This is a genomic window from Vibrio splendidus (genome assembly GCF_002873455.1).
GTDB lineage: Bacteria > Pseudomonadota > Gammaproteobacteria > Enterobacterales > Vibrionaceae > Vibrio > Vibrio splendidus_J.
Genome location: NZ_MCUN01000007.1, coordinates 240,887 through 263,294, shown reverse-complemented (window position 1 = coordinate 263,294; position 22,408 = coordinate 240,887). Strand labels below are relative to the sequence as shown.

Below are 22,408 nucleotides of genomic sequence, written 5' to 3'. Positions count from 1 at the left end.
TGCTGCTCTGTTAAGAGCACCACCAAAAGAAAATTGAAGTTGAAGTTGAAGTTGAAGCAGAATTTAATTTCATGGTTAAAACCTATCAACAATACAGACGAGCGACAACTGTTATTTACGCGCACCAAGAAAATAGGTCTTAAAATTAATAGGTTACAGGCTTAATCTTTAACGGAACACAGCTCAATGATTCGGTCACACATGGCTTGGTTGACTGTGAAGTGGGTGTTGAGGAACGTTAGTTGGGCAAGTGCCGATTCAGCTGTGCGTTCGTAACCTTGAGTAAAGGTTGGTAGCAATTGGGCAAACTTAGGAAAACGCGCTTCTAGTCTTCTATCCGACATAAACTCATCGACGAATTCAGGCTCAGAATGTTCAGTTTGATCCACAAGATCGATCAAACGATCAAGTGCGTAAGATTGAACGAACCGACTGCCCGACAGTTTTTCGCCTCGATTATAACGAGACATACCGACATAAAGATTGGTTAATGCTTCGCCTATGATCCACTCTTGCGAATTAGCTTCTGCCGCCCCTTTTTGTGGTGGGATACAGCACTGAGTATCAAATTCAGGTTGCTGCCAAACAATGCGCCCTTCAGCAAATGGGATATGCGCTAACTCGTGGGGTTCAAACACTGCAAACTCACAAAAGATTCCGTCAGCGTACAGGACTTTATAACCATCGACGGTATTTCTCACCGCGTAGTCGATTGGGTGAATATCAGATAGCCAATGTAAGCTGTCTAAGAAATATTGCTTGTGCCCTGTTTGTACTATCGCGAAAAAATCGACATCGGAATACTGATCAAGTCGTTCTGTTTCAATACCTACTGAGCCCAATCCCAGTAAAGCATGAGCCTTACCCGATGCGTTCAAAGACTCTCCAATCGCATCTAAACGCTGTAGTAGTTTTTCTGGAGTATTCATGTGCCTTGTTTGCGTTAATATATCCGTTTGCATTGATCGCTCCCTATCAAGTTGAATGCCATTCAACCTAACTGATAGTTAGAACATCTAAGAAGCTTAATTTATAAAATGTGTGTTTTGGATAACGATCTGCGCAAGTTATTGTTTGAATTACGCTGGGATATAGAGGTGAGAAAGAGTGCGTTCAACCGATAAACAACACTCTTCTATCATGACTTATCTTTTAACCGCTGATATTTATAACAGCTTATAGTTATGAGCACCCAGCTTATAAGTACCTAGTTTACAAACAACCAGCTTACAAACGCTTTGGGGCTAAACCGACGATTTTTCCAAGTAAGCGGCCATTTCTTCTTTCGGCACCATGCCTCCGCCAGTCGCCCACACAAGATGCGTTGCATTCGCTAGCGTCGACTCATCAATTTGTAGACGAGTAAGGTATTCGCTATTTTGCTCAACATGAACCGCACCTGGCATACCCGCTAATGCTGAAGGCTCAAGTTGAATACCCTCAGCTTGGTTCAGTTCACCTAGCAATTGATACATGCGTTCATCGGTTAATGTGTAATAACCATCAAGCAAGCGCTCCATCGCGCGACCCACAAAACCTGACGCCCGACCCACCGCCAAACCGTCTGCGGCGGTGAGGTTATCGATACCCAGATCTTGCACTGCAATCTCATCATGCAAACCCGAGTGAACACCGAGCAACATACAAGGCGAATGGGTCGGCTCAGCAAAAATACAGTGCACGTGATCACCAAAAGCCATCTTCAAGCCAAATGCGACACCACCGGGGCCACCACCGACGCCACACGGCAAGTAAACAAACAAAGGATGCTGTTCATCGACAATTATTTGTTGCTGTTCAAATTGCTGCTTTAGCCGTTGTCCTGCCACCGAATAGCCAAGAAACAGGGTTTGCGAGTTTTCGTCATCAATAAAGAAACAGTGCGGGTCTTGTTCCGCTTCTTTACGTCCTTGTTCAACTGCAACGCCATAGTCTTGTTGATACTCAACCACGTTAACACCATGCTCTCGCAGTTTACTTTTCTTCCAAGCTCTCGCGTCTGCCGACATATGAACGGACACTGTAAAACCTAGCTTGGCACTCATTATGCCAATCGACATGCCTAAGTTACCCGTGGATCCTACCGCAATGCTGTATTGTTGGAAGAAGTCACGAAACTCAGGTTCAAGCAGTTTACTGTAATCATCATTTTCTCTGAGCAAGCCCGCTTTAATAGCAAGTTGTTCGGCATGCGTTAATACTTCATAGATACCGCCACGCGCTTTAATTGAACCCGAAATCAATAAATGGCTGTCTTTCTTCATCATCAAACGCCCTTTTATTGGCTGCTGATAATGAGCTTCTAATGCTAACTTCATTGCAGGGATATCAATAAGCTCAGACTCGATGATGCCATTGGTCACTTGAGTTTCAGGAAATGCCTTCGCCAGATAAGGGGCAAACCTTTGTAACCTCAAACTCGCATCATGAATATCTTGTTCACCCAATCCCACATAAGGCAAACCGCGCTCCAGAGTCGTCACATTTGGGTTAAACCAAACCACCTCTTCCAGTGCAATCAATTGTTGAAGTAATGGGAAATCTGAGATGAGTTTATGGATATTCAATATGGTCATGGATTACCTTTTTTGGTAAAGCGCGCGCGACGCTGGTTCAGTCATTAGTAAACCTATTTAAACGGTATTTGTGTAATCATTCAATGACCTGTAGGCTAGCTTTTCTTCTCATAAGCAAACAGTAGAACAACCTATGAGCGCCTCTCTTCGTAATAGCATTTTCGTCATGTTAGGGATTCTATTCCTAGCCCTTAACCTTCGTGGGCCTTTTACGAGCTTGGCTCCTGTGCTTTCTCAGGTTATGGAAGGCCTCAACCTTACGTCGTCGGCTGCTGGATTCTTAACAGCTTTGCCACTGTTAACTTTTGCCTTATTTTCACCATTAGTCACCAAGATATCTCAACGAATTGGTCTAGAACCTAGCCTGCTCTTAGGCTTAGTTTTGATCACTTCGGGTATTACACTACGCTCTTTTGGAGCAATTCCGACGTTATACATCGGCACAGTAATGATTGGACTTGGTATCGCAATTGGTAATGTGTTGTTGCCCGTAGTAGTGAAAATTAGCTTCCCTACTCGTATTGCGACAGTCACTTCTTTGTACATCTTTACGATGGGTATCGGTTCGACGTTAGGCTCAAGTTTGATGGTGCCGTTTTCAAATCTAACCTTATTCACGGTCACGGGGTGGCAATTAGCACTGTTAATGAACCTAATATTCCCAATATTAGCTTTGATGATTTGGTTGCCTAAAATCAGAAAACGCTCTTCTTCATCGACCAATAACAAGCATCAAGAAACGCCTATTCCGATGAAGAAGATGATCAAGAGTGGCGTTGCATGGCAAGTGACACTAGCGCTTGGGTTTAACTCATTTACCTTCTATTCTTTGGCAGGCTGGCTTCCACAGATCTTGAACGACCTTGGCTACAGCGAAATCGATGCGGGCTATATTTATGGATTTCTACAATTTTCGACCATGGTCCCAGGGTTACTGTTACTGCCGTTCTTAGGTAAAAGCGATAACCAACAATGGCTCATTACGCTTTGTACTTCGAGTGTATTTATTGGATTAATTGGGCTGCTGTATTTGCCTGAGTTTGCGATCTTTTGGGTGGGACTATTTGGATTAGCCAACTGCTCTACGTTTATTATCGCGCTCTCTTTTGTTGGCTTGCGCACATCGAATAGCAGCCAAGCTGCATCTCTGTCGGGTATGGCGCAAGGAATTGGTTATGCTTTAGCGGCAACAGGCCCAACGCTGGTGGGTAAGCTTCATGCTCAAACCGATTCTTGGAGCGTTCCCATTCTGCTGATCGCATCTGTTGCATTTGCGTGCACGATTTTCGCGGCATTGGCAGCACGAGACAAAAAAGTGAGCGTTTAGGACAAACAGAATGGTCATGGCGTCGCGACTTTATTACTCGCGACTGTATTGCTGACGACGGTTTTGATGTATTCACTTGGCGACAAACCAAACTTCCCTTTAAAGCGCTGGCTAAAACGCCCTTCCGATTGATAACCGCAAGACTGAGCCAACATCGCCACATTCTGCTGTCCGTTTTGCATCAGATAAAGTGCATGACTCAACCGAACTTCAGCCAACACCTCACGATATTGCATACCTTCAAGTTTCAATTTACGGATAAGCGTGGCACGGCTCATCGCAAAGCGTTCCGCCACCGACTCTAGTGGATGCTTCTCATCAGGTGAATGTGAAAGGTAATGGCTGAGCTTTTGGCTAAACGAGACGTTGGCACTGGCAAACAATCGATGCAACACACCTTTTTCAGCTAAGTGTTGGTATAAGCCCTGCAACCAAAACTGTTGGGTCTCTTTGCTCATGCTCTGTGTATCAAACGAAAACAGCGCGTTGAGTGAGTCTTGTAAGCTTCGGTCCGCTTGTACTGTAGGCAGCCCCAGATCATTCGAGCGTTCCTCACTTAAATCAAGCATCCCTTGAGAAGGTTGGAATTGAAAGCTGAATACTCGCGACAAGAAACGTCCTTTGTGGGGCATATTCTCAAAACTTAATGACGCTGATGCCTCACACAACAACAGTTCAGAATGTGAAAGTTCTTCCGCTGAATCTTTCCAAAACAGGCGCTTACTGCCTGTAATGATCTGAATAATACTAGGAGATAGAATCCTCACATTACGCAGTTTTTGTAACTGCTCTGCACGAAAGATCGTTACTTGATATTGATGACTCACCTCATCCCCTTGTTTTATTAGCGTGTGTAAGTTGTAGTCAGTTTCGCTTTGTCTAAAGCCATGCTGTTCAACGTGAATCCAACCACAGCCGACGGCGTGTTTTCGTCTAGGTTGAGCTTATCCGTTGGCAATGCCCAAACCGTGAATTGATAACGGTGCATACCATCTTTTTCTGGAGGGCAAGCGCCACCGAAACCTACCGTTCCATAATCTATACGGCCCTCTTTGCCACCCACTTTAGAGATGTCGACACCACGAGGTAGCTCGCTCACTGCTGCTGGAATATCAAACGCCACCCAATGCCAGAAACCACTTTCAGTTGGTGCATCTGGATCGTAAGCCGTAATTGCAAAGCTTTTGGTTCCTGCTGGAGCATCTTTCCACATCAACTGCGGTGACAAGTTTTCGCCATCACAGCCCCAACTTGAATATTCAAACATCTTCGCCATTGGGTGACCTTCTTGAATATCATTACTCGTTAATTCGAATGCCTGAGCCGAGCCCACTGTTAAGGTACTAAGTGCCAATACTGATTTGATGAGTGTTTTCATGGTGGTTCCTCTGATTAGGTATGAGCCCAGTATAGTCCCCTCCACCTGCTCAATAATGACAATAAGTACACAATTATCTAATTTATCTCAAACAAATGATACTTACTGTATTTATACTTTATTATTTAAAAGCATGATCCACTCGACAATTTGTTATTAAAGGAACACTTGTTGACATTCAGGTTACAAATCGCGCCTAAAACTCTTTAGACTCGCCCCAAGACTTTTAACGAGAATGATTGGATGCGCAGGTTTACATTAGCCCTTTGCTTGACCTTTTGGCTCCCCACTCTAGCCAATGCCCAAAGTTTGCAAGACAAGTGGCAAACCCTGTATCAACTGAGCTGGCAATCATCCCCAATCCTAGTATCTCAACAAGAGTTGACTCAGTATCCGAGAGTTCTGCTTCATGAACGTAGCCGCTATCCTGATTTCAACCAATTCAGTTGGGACGACATCGCAGCGTTAGCGTCAATACAAGATCACTGCCGAGCAATTGAAAGCAATAACCCTTCATTACATGACGCCATCGAGTTCGAGCTCGCTTTATGTCAGCAACAATCATTGGATTCAATTTGGTTTGCAGCACACTCTAAACGACATCCTGCAGGCGGAAGTTTTGCTGATCGTTATCTGACAGCTTACCCAGACGTAAGCGAGCAGATACGCCCATTTTTGAGTATTTCCAACCCTCAGCACCCTTTATTTAACAAGCTAGAAGCCCTAAGCGCACAAGGCAAAGAAGCACTGCTCAATGGATATCGCGCTTGGAAACAAGACGATGTGCTTTGGCTAAGTGGCGAACAAGGTTGGAAAGCCATTCCCTTAGATGTTTGGCTACCTATTGCGAAGCAGCAACAAGTATCCTTGACGGGTGAAAACTGTTCTTTTCGTTACAGTAATATGTGTATAAGTGAGCCTAACAATGACAACCTGATCATGAAGATTGTGATTTTTTCATTACTCCTAATATTGCTTTCGGGATTAGGTCGAGTCTTATACCTAAGAACAAAACAACGAAAAGAGAGACAGTTCGTTTTACAGCTTCTTACTCATGAACTGCGCACACCAATTACGAGCCTAGGTCTAACCGTCGAGATGTTTAGAAATCGCTACGACGACTTTTCTGATGAAACTCAAAGTGCAGTTTGGCGTTTAATATCCGACTATCAAAGGCTCTCTCAGCTCACCGAGAACAGTAAAGTGTACCTAAGTGCGGATCAGTCAGAGCCTGTGTTAAAGCAAAACGCATCCTTAGAAGAGTGGCTCGATCATGTATGTGAAAAGCACAGTATCAAGTATCAATGCGAATCAAGTGATGCCGAACTTAACCTACCGTATTACTGGCTAACCATCTGCCTGGATAACTTGATTAAGAACGCCAAACAGCACGGTAAAGGTGAGGTTTTGGTCAAGGTAGAGCTCGCTGATAAACTGAGAATTGAGGTGCAAGACAAAGGTCATTTCCCTTCTTTTCTGCAAAGGTTTGTATCTCGATCAACACCGAATACCAATCATAGACAAGACAACATGGGTATTGGCCTTACTATTGTCAAACACTTGATGAAACAAGCAGATGGCCGTCTCATTATTCTCCGTAACCCAACCCGATGTATTTTGGAAATTGCTTATGAACACCCTATTGCTGATTGAAGACGACCAACTGCTTGGACAAGGCCTCGTCAGCTTCTTTGAGTCCAACGGTTACCAATGCCTTTGGACGACGGATTCAGAGAGTGCCAGTAAGCAATGGTTTCGAGCCGATCTAGTGATACTGGATCGACAGCTCGAAGATGGTGACAGCTTACGACATCTGCCGAATTGGTTACTGCTCAAAGCCATACCAGTGATAGTGTTAACGGCTAAAGTGGAAGTTCAGCAACGCGTAGAAGGATTAATGGCGGGTGCCAAAGATTACGTCACTAAGCCTTTTTCTAACGAAGAGTTGCTTGCTCGTATCATTACCCAACTTCGTCCGTTAGGTACGAGCCAACTAAATTACGCCAACATTGAAGTCCGCTTGTCTGAACGCATCGCTTATTTGGATGAAAGCCCTATCACGTTAAAACCTAAAGAGTTTCAGTTACTGGTGTTATTTGTTCAGAATCAAGGGCGTGTGTTTCACCGAGATGAGTTGTTGAATAAAATTTGGGGTTATCAAGCCTTTCCAAGTACTCGAACCGTGGATAACCACATACTGCGTTTGCGCCAGAAGTTGCCGACACTAAATATTGAAACACATCGCGGCGTTGGTTACCGCTTGGCTGGGGAATCATAATGAAAGTCACTTCATTAATCGTATTGGTCTTCACTTTGCCGTTTACGTGTCATGCAGCTTGGTTTACCAACACGCCATTGAAGCACACCTATCAATCACTACTTAGTGACCAACCTCGACTAGCCTGGCAAGAGCTCCAAATAGCACTCAATCAACAAACACTTGATAGCGATCTTTGGCTGCCAGTTAAACAAGAGATACTGAGCCAAACTCAATGCGGAACTTCACTAAAACAACACACCGAGACGAAACATCACATTCAAGTTAGCTTCATTCGACGCTACGGCCTGTCATCGCAAGGTTATCAAATCAAAGTCTCTGCGGAACAACTCAGCGAGGGCTTAGAAAGCCAGACACAACCTATCACTTTGATCTCCCCTAAAGGGAAAGTCCATATCGATGGACAACTCGCTTCTAACAATGGGTATAAAGAGGTTGAGACAAGTGAAATGTTTATCAAACCCGAATCTGGTGTTTATCAGTTAACAATAGGATCAAACCACTACCCTATTGTGGCGGCTTTGGATGACAGCAAGCGATGGTTATCGCTAGAGAACAAACTTAATGATCCGCATATTATCATAACGCCACCAAAGGTAATCGACAACTGCCCTGATGCTAATGTGAGTTGGCAATGGTTTGATGAAAACTACAACCTGTTGGGTTACAAAGTGCCAATCAAGACAGCGCAAGCACCCGTTCCCACAGAAACTCCACTTGGAACCCAAGCCAAGCATTTGAGTGCTTCGGTTGAAATGTTTGAGTACCAAGGTGCAATTGAAGTCCAATATGTGCAGCGTGTCGCGGTGCCTTTCTAATAGAATGCTTACAGCAGAATTTTAGAAAGTTAGAAAGCTTCTAATATAAAAATAGCTACGCAATGCCGAAAATAGAGACATATAGGTGACATAGCACTAACGCTGCTTAGGTGTAATGACCGTACTTACCCTTTACGGAATCTAGATATGCTCAGCGTACGTCACCCACTTAACCTTTCTACTTACGCCATTGTAGCTTTAACAACAGCTTGTCTGTTTTCATCCAACGCACAAGCGAGCCAAATAACACTCACCAGTATTAGCGAAAACAGAATTAACGACAGCACTAACACCACCACTAACAATACAGTCTCTATTTCATCGAATACTTTAGAGATAGATTGGAACGGCTTAAGCGTTAACAGCGGCGTTCTCACCGTTGATAGCCAACCACAGAAAGTGACCAATCTAGTCATTGGTCTTTCGAATAAAACTAACTCAGCAAAGACCGCAACTTGGACCTTAGTACCTAGTGGGATAAACGTTGAGGCAGAACTAAATCAAGATCAACTCACTTTTCAGTTCAGCTTGCCTTCAAATATACAGGTGAAACGTAACCAGCCCGTAGAGTTGGCGTGGTTTGATCTTGCAGAACAACAAACTCAGACCCTATTTCTTCCTTTTAGCGAAGGCATGCGTGTACCTACAAATAGCAAGCTTTGGGGTAGTTATCTCGTCGGTAACCATTCTGGAAGCAACACCACTCAAGACCTAAAGATGCCTTTTTGGACAGTACAACAGAACGACCACTTCATTAGCTATCAGATGATTAATGCAACCAATAATCAACTGCTTTTTTCAAATGCGTCCCCTGATACCTCCTCTAAAACAAACACCAAAATTGATATGAAAGCATCACACCAATTTACGATACTGAATCAATCACAACCTTTTATTATTCGTATCACCCTCGGAGACTCATGGTTAGATGGTGCCAAGCAATACCGAAATTGGCGCATCGATGATGACCAGTCTGAAACACTTGCAGCAAAGCAAAAGCGCAATCCAGATGTGAGTAAGTTAATCGGCGCGAGCCACGTTTATCTGTTTGGCAAAGATCCATTAAGCGTCCAAGATGTGAGTAACTGGTGGGGATTGAAAACCTGGTATCTAGTGGGCTCTAAGCTCAACGTTTCCAAGGAAGCAAAAAGAGAGCTTTCATCACTCTCCAAGGGCAAAGATTGGTTCAGTCAGTACCACAAACAGTTATTGTTAGACTCTATTAGCCAATCGTTGCAGGTCTTATTTCCGATTGGTAATCCGACACTCGAAAACAACTCGATTAAAGCTCAATACGAGGCCGCGCAGAATAAGAAAAACTGGTTGACTGAACACGCCTCCCCATACCTAAACTCGCCAGACACTTGGGGACAAGCGTTGTCTTTAGACATGGTCGCCAATCTAAATAAGGCAGGCTTAAACAAACTTTGGCTCGGATTCGATAATTGGATGCCAGCATTCTATCAACCTAACGCCGTTAGTCTGGCAAAACAATCCGGATATCTGGTTGGTACCTACGATTCTTACAACACAGCCATTCCTGCGAAATTAAACGACAACTGGTTAACCGCTCAATTACCAGAGCCGATGCGTCAAAGTTGTGCCATTGAATTAGCAGATGGCAGCCTAAAAAAAGGGTTTCGAGGTAACGGATTCTATCTCAATCCGAATTGCCATTTAGATTACGTAAAACAGCGCGCTCAAGACATTATGAAATTCGGCAACTTCAACAGCTTGTTCTTAGATGTTGATGCAACCGCCATGGCACGTGAGGATTACCGCGGCTCTCTAGAGGGTCATAGCGATAACAACGGCTACAGCCACACAAATGGCAATACAAACGAATCGGCCATGCTTTCAGCCTTCAATAACCGAATGCAGTGGTTAAGCGAACAACCATCGTTAGTATTAGGATCTGAAGATGGCAACAGCCTGACGACAAAAGGCATCGCGTTTGCACACGGCTTAGAAACGGTTGGTTTTGGCTGGACAGACAAAGACATGAAAGAGAACCGTCAGTCACCTTATTATTTAGGTCGTTGGTATCCAGACCACAAGCCTGACTTCTTCTTTAAGCCCGCCGAGGTTAAAGAGCCCTACAAGTCGCTACTGTTTTCGCCTCAATATCGAATCCCGCTTTATCAAGCCATTTTCCATGATGAAGTGATCAATACGCACCATTGGCATTCAGACAGTCTTAAATTCACCAATGTACAAGCAAATAGAGATTTAATCGCGATGCTGTACAACACACCACCGATGGTTCACTTGACCAGAGATGAAGCTTCATCAAGTTCAAGCCCAAGGGTCAAATCACTAAGCCACTATCAAGATGGTTTTGAACCGATGCACGAGCAGTTATGGGATAAGCGGTTAGTCGATTTCTTCTGGTTAGACAAAAACGGAAATGTTCAACAAACTGAGTTCAGTGACGGGAGTAAAATCATCGCAAATTTCTCAGATGAAGTGTTCGATCAAAATGGTATTGATGTCGCGCCTGACTCTATTAAAGCCCTCTTAAGCAACGGAAAAATCATAGAGTGGAAACCAGAACTTAATTACTAACGCTCCTCTTATTCAGTTCGTTAGCTTTCTATTCCGATACTAAAGAACTGAATCATATTTTGAGATTGATTATATAGAAAGCTATCTATGCTTCTCATTTTGAAAGGCCGTTAACAGGTAATCAATAAAGACTTTCTTGCGCTTTGGCATCAATTGCCTGTCGGCATACACCAAACTTACAGAGACTTGGGGCATGTCATATTCAGGCAATAAGTGTACTAATTTACCTGTTTTGAAATGCTCTCTACAAATGAACTCAGGTAATACTGCAAGCCCTAACCCATCAACACACGCGGTAAGACATGCCGTGATAGTATTGACTTTCAGTTGACTAGGAAGCTCAATTAATTCTGACGTTCCATCATCGAGTTGCAACTTCCATTTGGGCATTCGTGCCGCTTTGTTCACAACCTCAATCATTCGAAATGGTGTTTTAAGATCTTTTGGCGTTTCTATTTCTCCGTATTCCTCTAAATACTTAGGGCTAGCGACCAATACACGTTCAGAGGTCGTTAAATAACGGGAAATCAAGCTTGAGTCGACCAACTCACCAATTTGCGCATAAAGATCAATACCCTCAGCAATGATGTCGACTTCTCGATTGGTAAGTTCTAAGTTCATCGTCACATTTGGATGTTCTAGCAGAAAGCTATGAATGTATTTAGCGAGTACTTGATGGCCTAACTCCACCGGGAGCACCAGTTTTAACGGGCCGCGGATCAGGTCTTGGCTTGCCGACACTTCAAGTTCAGCTTGATTCATGATCTCATGCATTTGTAGGCTAGATTGATAAAAGCGTTCACCTTCCGGAGTCAACACCAAACTACGAGTCGAACGCGTGATCAACCTAACACCTAAATGCTGCTCAAGCTCTGCCAGCTTTCGACTAACCGTTGATTTAGTCATGTTAAGAGCTTCAGACGCTTGCGTAAAACTCCCACAATCAACCACTTGTGTAAAAACAGCCACAGCATTTAAGTCCATACAGCCTTCCCAAATTCTCTATTAGTTAGATTTTTGCAACAGTGTTTCCATTTTTTCCTATCTTATCAATCAATGCGAATCATTTACAATTGGTTACATATAAGTATTAAAGAAAACTGAGAATTGAAAAATGACAGAGAACAATAACGCTTCGCGACCAGTAAGCACAAAAAAACGTAAAAAAGCACCGCTTATTGCTACTGCGATCATGTTGTCATTAGGGTTAGCAGGCGCTGGATATTGGTATGGCTATGGCCAGTACTTTGAGTCTACAGATAACGCCTACCTACAAGGCGACATCACCAATATTAGCCCTAAGGTGTCGGGTTATATTGTTAAGTCTTACGTGAGTGATAACCAATCGGTTAAACAAGGTGATTTGTTGGTTCAAATCGACGATCGTGATTACCAATCTGCACTTGCTCAGGCTCATGCGCATTTAAGCGTCGTTCAATCAAGCGTACACAATCTTGTCGCTCAGCAAACGTTACAACGTAGCCAAATAAACCAAGCTGAAAGTCGTGTTGATTCCGCACAAGCTGAATATGAGCGTGCAAATCAGCAAGTCGTGCGTTCTCGTAGCTTGTTAAAGCGTAACTACGCGTCTCAAGACGAAGTTGACAGCATGGTTGCACAACAAAAAGTCACCCAAGCAGAGTTAGAAGAAGCGAAAGCGAATCTAGTCGCAAGTAATGATCAGTTAATCGTGATTGCGAGCGAAATCGAACAAGCAAAGGCATCGGTTACCGAGGCTCAAGCACAAAGAGAACAGGCGCAGCTCAACCTTGATTACACCAAAGTATACGCGCCAACAGATGGCGTTATAGGTAAGCGCAGTGTTCGTGAAGGCTTGCTGATTCAAGCAGGCGCGCCACTTATGAGTTTGGTACCAAACAACCAAGTCTGGATTGAAGCTAACTTCAAAGAAACTCAATTAAGCGGCATTCACAAAGGCCAAACCGTAGAAGTCGAACTGGATGCCTTTCCGGGTCAGCCACTTGAAGGCGTGGTAGATAGCTTCTCTCCTGCAACTGGCGCCAAGTTTGCGCTACTGCCACCAGAAAACGCGACAGGTAACTTTACTAAAATCGTTCAACGTGTACCGGTGAAAATTACTATTCCAGATCAGCAAGAATTGAAAGGTCGACTGCTTCCTGGTTTGTCTGTGGTCGCGACCATCGATAAACGAGGCTAGATCATGAGTAACGCTGGTGTTGCCACCCACACTATTGATGATGGAGTGGTTTCTAGACGCCATTGGATCGCCCTATTTGGCGGTTTGATTGGCGCGTTTATGGCGATCTTGGATATTCAGATCACCAACTCGTCTCTCAAAGATATTCAAGGCGCGCTGTCTGCCACCTTAGATGAAAGTTCGTGGATCTCTACGTCTTATCTAGTCGCAGAGATGATTGCTATCCCACTCAGTGGTTGGCTTTCTAAAGCGCTCGGTAAACGCCGTTATATCACGTGGACGACGGCCATTTTCACCATTTCATCTTTGTTGTGTTCGTTCTCTTGGAATATGACCTCGATGATCGTATTCCGAGCGATGCAAGGCTTCAGTGGTGGCGCTTTAATCCCGCTTGCTTTCTCGCTGGTGATTCAGTTATTGCCGGTCAACAAACGCGCCGTGGGTATGGCATTGTTTGGGGTAACCGCGACATTTGCTCCGTCTATCGGCCCTACTTTTGGGGGTTGGCTGACTGAGAACTTCTCGTGGCACTATATTTTCTACATCAATATTCCGCCCGCTCTGCTCGTGATCACCATGATCCGATATGGTTTGGACGATGAAAAGCTCGACCTTGGTACGTTAAGAAAAGCGGACTGGTTTGGAATCGCAACCATGGCTCTAGGCTTGGGGTGTCTAGAAGTGGTTCTAGAGGAAGGTAATCGTGAAGAGTGGTTCAGTTCGAGTTTTATCATTGGCTTAAGTATTGTGTCCGCGGTCAGTTTGGTTTACTTCGTGATAAACGAACTCCAACACAAAAAGCCACTGGTTAACCTACGGCTATTGCGGGATGGGCAGTTTGCTATGTCTTGTATCGCCTATTTGATTTTAGGGATGGCATTACTTGGATCTATCTATGTGCTGCCAATGTACCTAACTCAAATTCAACAATATAACGCGATGGAAATTGGTGAAGTGCTGATGTGGATGGGTTTCCCACAACTATTGATATTCCCTATAGTGCCCAAGTTGACGCAAATTATTAAACCCAAGTACTTAGTAACCTTTGGTTTCGCGATGTTTGGTTTCAGTTGTTACGTGAATACGCACATGACAATAGATTTTGGTGGCCAGCAGCTGATTTTGTCTATGGTTCTACGCGCTATTGGCAGCCCATTTATTATGGTTCCGCTGTCTTTGGTTGCCATGAAGAACATCAGCAAAATGGACACGCCAGACGCATCAACTTTAACCAACGTAATGCGAAACCTAGGTGGTGCTTTCAGCATCGCAATTATCGCTACGCTACTCGACAACAAAACACGTGAGCATTTGGCTCATATTAAGGAATCACTGCCTTCTGTTAGTCAATTAGGTTGGCAAACACTCAAAGATCAACAAGCGTTTTTCATTCAATCAGGGAGTGATGCTGCAACTGCGATGCAACAAGCGCAAGCAAGCTTACTTGGCACCATGCAACGTGACGCTGCCATCATGGCTTACAACGATGTGTTCTTAATGATGACGGCATTCTTGGCGCTAGCGGCAGTATTGATTTTAAACATGCGCGATTAACAAAGAAGTAAACTAATTCACCATTCAGATATCTCTAAATAGAAACAAGAAAGCCCGATAACCATCAAGTCATCGGGCCTTTTAGAGCTGTGTTGTAAACTAGAAATTAGTACTTAAGCAACACTTTCACATCGCCAGTAAGTGCAGTTTCATCAACATACCCAATCGCATTAGCGTTTGAAGCAACTTGATTGATTACAGCGCTGTAATCAGCAACTTGGATCGGCGCTTCAGCTTTACCAGTGAACACAAGTCGAGCCCAAGCCGATTGTAGTTGAGATTCAGAACGACCCGTTGCTATTTCATGAAAAGCAATACGACCTGCAGCGCCATCAACAAGCTCTACAATTTGTGCTTTGCTACCATTACCCAGTTGGTTTGATTTACCCATGAATAATTTTTTCACATCAGCATTGGTTAATGCATCAACACCTGCATTATTGCCGATAACAACCATACCTGCAGCAGCATTAAACGAAATGAGCGTTGCTGCCATAAGCGTTACTAATTTTTTCATACTGATACCTTAGAATACGAAGTCTAGCTTAGCTGAATACAAGATTGAGTCATCTTCAAAGAAATTGCCTGTTGCGAAATATGTACCGACTGTTTCGATATTCTCTTGGAAGCCGCCGCTAGTACCTTTGTAGTCAACGTAAGTAACATCAACTTTAAGTGACATATTTTTAGCAAAATCCCAACGAGAACCAACAGAGTAAGATAGACGCTCGTAGTTTAAAGCCTCTCTAAGAGCAGACTGAACGCCTGTCATATTAGTACGCTCTTCATTGTCAGTCGTTTCTACCCAGTTGATTGATAAATAAGGAGTAAACTCATTGACTCTATAGCCAACTAAAGCAGAAATAGATTGATAGTCATAGAACTCACCATCTAGCTGCACATCCGCACCTTCGATGTTGGCGATTAAATCACCGTTGTCGTATTGCGCACCAAGTGAAATAAATTGCCCGTCTTTGCTATCTAGCATCTCAGCCATTTTGCAGTAAGGATCAGATGAGGTCTTAAAATCACAAGATGGATTTGATTCAGCAACAAAGTAAGAACCACGGAATGTGAAATCGTTGACGTTCCAGTTCGCGCTTACACCCATCAATTTGTCTAATTTAACTTCACCAACAATAGAATCGTCTTCGTCAATGGTGCCAATACCAACAACGGGTTGAATCAATAGGCTTGAGTTTTCAAACTCTACAGGGATCAATAGATCAGCACCGGTATAGCTTTTTAAAACGATATTTTCGTACAACTCTTGAGAAGGACGAATCATCGGGTAAGCGTAACCAAGATCCGTGTAATCTGAGTAGAAAAACAGCGGTAGGCGTAGCTTACCAGCACGAGCCGTAAAACTGTCAAAGTCGTATGACGCATAAGCCATCTCGATCTTTGGTTCGTAGTCATAACGACTATTCGCAACAATCTGCGTTACAAACTTTGCTTTCTCATTCACATTGAAGTCAAACTGAAGCCCAGCAAGCGTCTCTTGTTCCCACTGCAGATTTTCGCTAGTGTACCCCGCATAATTAACATCATTGTTAGCTTTACCGATTCCAACCGAACCAAAGCCACTGATATTAATATCTTCCATACTTGCGGCATTAGCACCACAAGCAACACTCACCAAAGCAGCAATTAGTGTCTTTTTCATAACGAACTCCACAGTTATGTTTTCATTTTTATTATTTTTAGCCTCAAATTCGAGGCAAACTACCGCTGTTCTTCTTGGTGAAAATCAAGAAAAACGTCACTTAGAAAACAGCGGAAAGAATTGAGTGAAGTTAACGAGTCTTAAAGTGACCCGTTAATTCAGATAAATTTCGTGTGATTTTTTGAATATCCTGAGCAACTGAGTCAACTAACTGAACACTGTCCGTCGTACCTTCAGCCATATCACGAATATCTGTAACAAAGGTTTCGATTCGAGACGAAGTTTGCTCTTGCTCTTCAGTTGCCGATGCTATGCTGTCATTACGCTGACTGATATCCATGACATCATTAGTGATTTGGATAAGAGACTTTTCAGCGACTAAAGATTGCTCAACACAATTTTCGGCTTTCATTGCACTTTCAGATATGATTCTCGAAGCCATTTTTGCTTGCTCTTGGAGTTGAGAAAGCACTGACTGGATCTCTTGTGTAGAACTTTGTGTTCTAGAGGCTAATGTGCGAACTTCATCGGCAACAACGGCAAAGCCTCTTCCCTGTTCACCCGCTCTTGCGGCCTCAATAGCTGCGTTTAATGCAAGTAAATTGGTTTGTTCGGCAATGGCGCTAATTGAATCCAAGATCGAGCCTGCACTTTGAGTATTAGTATCCAATTGCCCAACAACTTGAGATGCTTGGCGCACATCAGTTGTCAGCTCTTGTACTGCGAGAATCGTACTTTTAACTTGTGACTCGCCCATAGAAGCTTGCTCACTAGCACTTGTCGCAGATAAAGAGGCATCGTTGGCATTCAGGGCAATATCTTTAGCTGCGCTGAATAACTGCTGTAAAGATTCGGATACTTCTTCAATTGCCAAATTTTGGTTCTTTGATAGTTTGCGTGTATTTTGGCTTGTGCTGACCAACGAGCGCGAAATAGAGTCCAACTCTACAACGTTTTCTATGGTCTCAGTTACATTGCGTTGCAAGTGAGAAACGAAAGAGTTGAACGAATCGACCAAAGGCTTAAGTTCATCATTTTTTTCATGTATAAGTCGAACCGTTAAGTCGCCTTCACCTTCGGCAATGTCTCTCATTTTGTCACTGATATTAGCCAAATCTTTACGAATAGCATGTACAACGAACCATCCAAACAAACACAGTGCGATCAACGCAGTGATGCCTAGCACTGTCATTATTTTGTTTGAACGAAGGTTATTTTGCTCCAGTACCGTGACTGAGTTTTCAAAATCTGAGATTCGAGCTTCTGAGAACTGATTTATATCTTTGGTAAGCACTTCAAGCATATCGCTATTTTGTTTGGCTAGTTTACCAACCTCAGTAAGTGCAAGGTCTCCATCGATCATGCCCTTAGCAATGCGATGTGCTAGTTCAAAATATGTCGTGGTATTTTTCTGAAGTTCTATGATTGAATATTTTATTGATGGGTCTAAACCTACCTGCATCTGAAAGTTAGCTATTATCTCCTTGTAGGTAACAGCATTCATTTGAAGTAGTTCTTCGTCACCTAACGTGACTGCTAAATTAAATCGTTCGGCCAATTGAGAGATTAACACTCTGTTCATTGACGACGAGTCCATGATTGGATAGAGAACTTTATCTATTCGATTTACTTGTTCATTGTTATTACTTAAGGCCCCCTCGCCCACAAATAAAATACTACTGAAACCAGCAAAAGAGAAAAGGCACAAAGCCAGAACTTTATTTTTTATAGAAAGCGAAAACATGAAACATCCTTATAAACGGAATAATATACCGTCGTTTATCTATAAGAATACTTTTAAGGTTAGTTACCCACAATTCAGATAAAACATGATCACCACAAATAATTTTAATTAAACACATAAGTACGGTAAATCATATGCATCTGAACGGTTAATTCTTCTTTTCGCTAACATCGAGACATCTAATGTAAGTAATCGCCAAGCCAAAGGTCTTGTACGCTAGAAAATTCAATTTAATGAACCTTTATCACGCAAATAAATAACATAACAACAATGACTTAAAGTTGTCTCATTAAAGAAGATGCCATCTTGACAATGTGCAACTTGACACCTAAATTAAGAATAACATTTGGTATTGAGGAAAATGGATTTGACCTTATCACCAGACCTACGGGTTTTAATTGTCGACGACTCTAAAAGTGCAACGATACTAATCAAACAGCAGTTGGCGAGCTTAGGTATTGCGCGCGAATGTATATTTGTTGCATCCGATTATCGACAAGCCATCAAAGCGGTCGAGACGCACTCGTTTCATGTACTCCTCATCGATTACCACCTTGAACAATCCTTTACTGGGTTTGAGCTTTTGGGGATTCTGTATCGAAACAGACTCATCGATCATACTGTTGCCACCATTCTTGTTTCTGGGGATATGCGTCAAGAAACGGTATTGACGGCTCTTTCCGGCGAAGCACATCATTTCGTTTCTAAACCTATTCATACTCAAATGTTGGGTAAAAAGATCCAAAGTGCTGTGTCCGTATCGAAGAAGCTCACTCAACTTAATGATTTATATCCAATTACCAGTCAGGATAGACTGAATCAAGCGTTAGAGATCTCACCCAATGGCACTAGCGTACAGTTCGAAGCAACATTGATTGAACACTTAATTTCAGGTAAGAAATGGCAATTACTCTCAAGCGTAATCAACAACTCTAAAACCAACATGCACCCAACAAAATTGGTTGCTGAAGCTCTTATTCTCGACAGCTTAGGTCAACCAAATTTAGCAATCGATAAGCTTCACAACTTTCTGATTGCGCAGCCACTCTCATTGAGCGTCATTGATTGCTTAAGCTGCATTTATGAAAAACATAATATGTTACTGCCTGCACTTAAACTGGCCATCAGAGCGTTTGAAATGACACCTAGCATCAGTCACCGTGCGATAAGAGCTATCGATTTAGCGGAAAATGCCGATAACACCCTTATGCTGATCAAACTCGGAGAGATGTACGCGACACATATATCGTCTACCGACATTGATGTTATTCATTCCATTGGCGCTCACTTCAGTTCACTAAAGGCGACATACCAGCGTGAGACACAATTAAAGTACAAACGAATTCTGCTGGAACACGCTAATCAATTCACAGAGCTAGTAAACCTCAAACTTCCGGTAAAACAACAGCAACAAGTTTTGGCCAGCCTTGCCCTATTTCAAAGTAATATTTTACTCATTGAGAACAGCCCTCAAGTTGCTCATAAGAAAGTGATTCGAGCCTCGACACTATTAGCAAATAACTTTTACAACCAACCAACTTACTTACTGTTTCAATTGTTGCCTCTGTTGTCTCATTTTGGCGAATACTCCCTGTACCACTTAGTTGCAGAGTGCTTAAAAACTCGAGGGGAGACAATAGACCATCAACTTGAATCAAAAGATGTCGACCCTTCTACTTGTGTAAATATAGAAAACTCTGGTTCCATTCAAGAATTAAAGGACTACATTCACAATTACCCATATTCAATTGCGGCGAAACTTGACTATATATATGCAGTCCATAAAGCTCATATAGAAGAAAACCTTAGACATGAATACTTAAAGCAACTCGCACAGCTAGAGCTTCCACCAAGATGGAGCCAATGGCTCAGTGATTCATCAAGATCTGGTTTTTCTACTAAGCCGCCCAGCCCATTTTCAACATACAGCCGACAGGAGTCTATATGCTAGATTTTGATGCCTTAAATGCCTACTTAGATAATGACAGAGAAGTAATTTTCGCTGTGTTGTCTGTGTATCAAGAAGACCATGGCAATTCATTAGAAGAGATACAAGAACTGGTACAGAAACAGGATTGGGGCAAGCTTCATTTTACTGTGCATACATTGAAAGGCATATTAGCCAGCTTCGGCGAAGAAACAGCCACAGTGGCCTTAGAAAAAGTCGAACAAAACACACTTAACAAGCTTGCTCCTCAAGATGATGATCTTTCTGTTATCTACAGCGAAATGAAGATCATCAACAAACAAATAGATGAGGTTCTTAGTACTTATTAGCAAATTTACTGAGCTTTTAGCCATAGGTTTTTGTATTGGGTAATAGCTTTTAGTTTTGGGTAAAACTTTTAGTCTTGAGTAATAGCTTTCAAGCTTTACGCACTAAACAATATCAGGTCAAAGAGCTGAGGTACTTTGGAAACATGGAACCTCGACTCTTGCCATTTCACCCTCAATTTTCCTATCAATTATATAACCACACACACCTATAAATTCACCCAGCTTATCTTCACATACCAATGCATAACACACACTTTGTAAGCCATACATAGTCATGTTTCCCATGAAAAACCGACACGTTCGATGAGATGTAAAATCGTTAATTATTTGTAGATTTTTTTGTGACGTAAGTATACGAAATTGCATTTTATTTATTGGTAAAGAAGAAACTGTTATCTACACTCTAATGAAACCAAGCGTTAATCACTTGGTGGCATAATAATAAAATAAAAAACAAAACGTTCAGTCGGCTAGAGAAGGACAAGGAAATGAACAACGATAGTTTTGCTGCGTTTCAGGGGCTCACGGATGAAACACCCATCAAAGAATCATTTTCGACTACTACAGAACCCTATGCACACTATCTAAAAGATATTGTGGGCATTGATCTTTTGTCGCGTGAAGATGAAGTATATTACGCAAAATTGAATCGAGCTGGTGACAAGCAAGCACGCGACATAATGATCGAATCAAACCTGCGACTTGTTGTAAAAATCGCAAAGAATTACCTAAAACGTAAAGGTAACAACTTTACACTGCTTGATCTTATCGAAGAAGGTAATATCGGCTTAATCAAAGCAATCGACAAATACGACCCCGAACCAGGTTATCGCTTTTCGACCTACGCCGTATGGTGGATTCGAGAGAATATTGAAGCCGCATTAATGAACAAAGGTCGTACTGTCCGATTGCCCGCCCACGTATGCAAAGAAATAAACAGCCTCGCGTCCAAGAAGCTCGATGTAAGTAAAAAAATGAGTAAAGAGATCTCTATTTCAGAGTTATCAAACAGCTCTGGCGTTAAAGCAAAACGTGTCGATCAGCTCGTGGCGCTTAGTGGGTTTATTGACGTAACAACAACGGTTGGTATCAGCCTCGCACCAGTGGTAATTGAACAGTGTGAAAGTGAAACTATCCCCGACCCTCAAAAAGATTGTGAAGATCAGTCTTTTACCCAGGCTCTAGAGCAAATCATAAACACGCTGCCACCCAAATTGCAGAAAGTTCTCATTCACCGTTTTGGTTTCTTTGATAACAAGGTGAAAACGCTATCTGAGGTGGGACAAATGCAAGATGTGAATGTTTCTAATGAGCGCGTTAGACAGATGCAAAAAGAAGCGGTCGAGAGGATTCAAAAAAGACTCAAGTTTGATGGTTGGGTGTGAGTCACACCCTTGCTGAAAAGTAATAGCAACGAGTAAAAACAGCAACGCTGAGTGAAAATAACAATGTTAATTGAAAACAATAGCGTTAAGTGAAAACAACGACGTGAAATGAAAACAATAACGTTAACTAAAAGAAAGAACCTTAAGGGTGAGCCTCAAAAGCTTGCCCTTTTTGTTTGCCTACTTTCCTAGCAAACTTGAATATCATAAACACTCAAAACAAACAATTATGGTCAACACACCAAGGCTGCGCTTATTCACCTTAACGAATTGGATCTTTCACTACGCAGAATAAGGTAATTAACATAGGTGGTTTCAAGGCAGTCTTGTTCCCACAAAGACAAAATACGCTTAGTTGCAAAGTAATAGTCTTTGTTCCTCAATAACATACCAACCGTACGGCTGAGTTTCTCAAATCGAACTTGGTCGCTTGCCGAAATATAATCGTCTTCACTTTGAATAATGGGAGCCAAACCATCGGCAAACCAATTATTTAGAATTTCTCGCATCTCTAATTCAGACTCAGGCACATCCACACTCGACAACTCACGATGTTGAGGTGGTGGCACGATGTATCTCGACGCTTGTGGCGAACTGACATATCGATACATGTCGTCCCTCCTTCTTAATTAACTCTTCTAATAATTAAGGACATTTTTAC

19 protein-coding genes are annotated in these 22,408 nt (G+C 42.6%); 10 read left to right on the top strand and 9 right to left on the bottom strand.

The window, feature by feature from the left end:
• Window positions 1-161 precede the first annotated feature (161 nt).
• Both BCU75_RS05415 and BCU75_RS05410 read right to left on the bottom strand, forming a co-directional pair.
• On the bottom strand, window positions 162-962 hold the full coding sequence (locus BCU75_RS05415) for a hypothetical protein (RefSeq protein WP_102473165.1): 801 nt from the start codon (window positions 960-962) through the stop codon (window positions 162-164).
• A gap of 282 nt (window positions 963-1,244) precedes the next feature.
• The gene (locus tag BCU75_RS05410) at window positions 1,245-2,576 is read right to left on the bottom strand and encodes a D-serine ammonia-lyase (RefSeq protein ID WP_102473164.1); all 1,332 of its coding nucleotides are present in this window, start codon (window positions 2,574-2,576) and stop codon (window positions 1,245-1,247) included.
• A gap of 133 nt (window positions 2,577-2,709) precedes the next feature.
• On the opposite strand from BCU75_RS05410, the gene BCU75_RS05405 reads away from it, so the two are divergent.
• Entirely contained in the window at window positions 2,710-3,903 is a 1,194-nt protein-coding gene (locus BCU75_RS05405; protein WP_102473163.1) for an MFS transporter, read from the top strand.
• Window positions 3,904-3,917: 14 nt separating this feature from the next.
• Here the strand turns inward: BCU75_RS05405 and BCU75_RS05400 are convergent, their stop codons facing one another.
• Together BCU75_RS05400 and BCU75_RS05395 are read right to left on the bottom strand one after the other, a co-directional pair.
• On the bottom strand, window positions 3,918-4,730 hold the full coding sequence (locus BCU75_RS05400) for a helix-turn-helix transcriptional regulator (RefSeq protein ID WP_102473162.1): 813 nt from the start codon (window positions 4,728-4,730) through the stop codon (window positions 3,918-3,920).
• A 17-nt stretch (window positions 4,731-4,747) separates the two neighbouring features.
• On the bottom strand, window positions 4,748-5,281 hold the full coding sequence (locus BCU75_RS05395) for a YbhB/YbcL family Raf kinase inhibitor-like protein (protein WP_102473161.1): 534 nt from the start codon (window positions 5,279-5,281) through the stop codon (window positions 4,748-4,750).
• A gap of 243 nt (window positions 5,282-5,524) precedes the next feature.
• Between BCU75_RS05395 and BCU75_RS05390 the strand changes: the two genes are divergently transcribed.
• From BCU75_RS05390 to BCU75_RS05375, 4 genes are all read left to right on the top strand, one after another.
• Window positions 5,525-6,934, top strand: coding sequence for an ATP-binding protein (locus BCU75_RS05390; protein WP_102473160.1), 1,410 nt, complete (start codon window positions 5,525-5,527; stop codon window positions 6,932-6,934).
• The gene (locus BCU75_RS05385; RefSeq protein WP_102473159.1) at window positions 6,912-7,559 is read left to right on the top strand and encodes a response regulator transcription factor; all 648 of its coding nucleotides are present in this window, start codon (window positions 6,912-6,914) and stop codon (window positions 7,557-7,559) included. The genes BCU75_RS05390 and BCU75_RS05385 overlap by 23 nt, the downstream gene beginning before the upstream one ends.
• On the top strand, window positions 7,559-8,377 hold the full coding sequence (locus BCU75_RS05380) for a DUF2861 family protein (protein ID WP_102473158.1): 819 nt from the start codon (window positions 7,559-7,561) through the stop codon (window positions 8,375-8,377). The genes BCU75_RS05385 and BCU75_RS05380 overlap by 1 nt, the downstream gene beginning before the upstream one ends.
• A 147-nt stretch (window positions 8,378-8,524) precedes the next feature.
• Window positions 8,525-10,942, top strand: a complete 2,418-nt coding sequence (locus BCU75_RS05375) for a glycoside hydrolase (protein ID WP_102473157.1) — start codon at window positions 8,525-8,527, stop codon at window positions 10,940-10,942.
• An 81-nt stretch (window positions 10,943-11,023) separates the two neighbouring features.
• On the opposite strand, the gene BCU75_RS05370 is transcribed toward BCU75_RS05375, so the two are convergent.
• On the bottom strand, window positions 11,024-11,926 hold the full coding sequence (locus BCU75_RS05370) for a LysR family transcriptional regulator (RefSeq protein ID WP_102464130.1): 903 nt from the start codon (window positions 11,924-11,926) through the stop codon (window positions 11,024-11,026).
• 130 nt (window positions 11,927-12,056) lie between these two features.
• On the opposite strand from BCU75_RS05370, the gene BCU75_RS05365 reads away from it, so the two are divergent.
• The gene (locus BCU75_RS05365) at window positions 12,057-13,121 is read left to right on the top strand and encodes an HlyD family secretion protein (RefSeq protein WP_102473156.1); all 1,065 of its coding nucleotides are present in this window, start codon (window positions 12,057-12,059) and stop codon (window positions 13,119-13,121) included.
• Window positions 13,122-13,124: 3 nt separating this feature from the next.
• Window positions 13,125-14,675 carry a DHA2 family efflux MFS transporter permease subunit gene (locus tag BCU75_RS05360; RefSeq protein WP_102473155.1) on the top strand — a complete coding sequence of 517 codons (1,551 nt, stop codon included), beginning with the start codon at window positions 13,125-13,127 and terminating at the stop codon, window positions 14,673-14,675.
• A gap of 106 nt (window positions 14,676-14,781) precedes the next feature.
• Here the strand turns inward: BCU75_RS05360 and BCU75_RS05355 are convergent, their stop codons facing one another.
• The 3 genes from BCU75_RS05355 to BCU75_RS05345 form a co-directional block, all read right to left on the bottom strand.
• Window positions 14,782-15,192, bottom strand: a complete 411-nt coding sequence (locus BCU75_RS05355) for a phosphate ABC transporter substrate-binding protein (protein ID WP_102473154.1) — start codon at window positions 15,190-15,192, stop codon at window positions 14,782-14,784.
• A gap of 9 nt (window positions 15,193-15,201) precedes the next feature.
• Window positions 15,202-16,341, bottom strand: coding sequence for a hypothetical protein (locus tag BCU75_RS05350; RefSeq protein WP_102473153.1), 1,140 nt, complete (start codon window positions 16,339-16,341; stop codon window positions 15,202-15,204).
• Window positions 16,342-16,471: 130 nt separating this feature from the next.
• Entirely contained in the window at window positions 16,472-18,085 is a 1,614-nt protein-coding gene (locus BCU75_RS05345) for a methyl-accepting chemotaxis protein (RefSeq protein WP_076673676.1), read from the bottom strand.
• Window positions 18,086-18,446: 361 nt separating this feature from the next.
• Between BCU75_RS05345 and BCU75_RS05340 the strand changes: the two genes are divergently transcribed.
• The 3 genes from BCU75_RS05340 to BCU75_RS05330 all read left to right on the top strand — a co-directional run bounded on the left by BCU75_RS05340 (window position 18,447) and on the right by BCU75_RS05330 (window position 21,747).
• Window positions 18,447-20,036 carry a response regulator gene (locus BCU75_RS05340; protein ID WP_102473152.1) on the top strand — a complete coding sequence of 530 codons (1,590 nt, stop codon included), beginning with the start codon at window positions 18,447-18,449 and terminating at the stop codon, window positions 20,034-20,036.
• Window positions 20,030-20,362 (top strand): Hpt domain-containing protein, encoded by a 333-nt coding sequence (locus BCU75_RS05335; RefSeq protein WP_102464889.1) that lies wholly within the window; start codon window positions 20,030-20,032, stop codon window positions 20,360-20,362. The genes BCU75_RS05340 and BCU75_RS05335 overlap by 7 nt, the downstream gene beginning before the upstream one ends.
• Before the next feature lie 488 nt (window positions 20,363-20,850).
• Window positions 20,851-21,747 carry a sigma-70 family RNA polymerase sigma factor gene (locus tag BCU75_RS05330; protein WP_102473151.1) on the top strand — a complete coding sequence of 299 codons (897 nt, stop codon included), beginning with the start codon at window positions 20,851-20,853 and terminating at the stop codon, window positions 21,745-21,747.
• Window positions 21,748-22,004: 257 nt separating this feature from the next.
• Here the strand turns inward: BCU75_RS05330 and BCU75_RS05325 are convergent, their stop codons facing one another.
• Window positions 22,005-22,358 carry a hypothetical protein gene (locus BCU75_RS05325; RefSeq protein ID WP_102473150.1) on the bottom strand — a complete coding sequence of 118 codons (354 nt, stop codon included), beginning with the start codon at window positions 22,356-22,358 and terminating at the stop codon, window positions 22,005-22,007.
• Window positions 22,359-22,408: the final 50 nt, after the last annotated feature.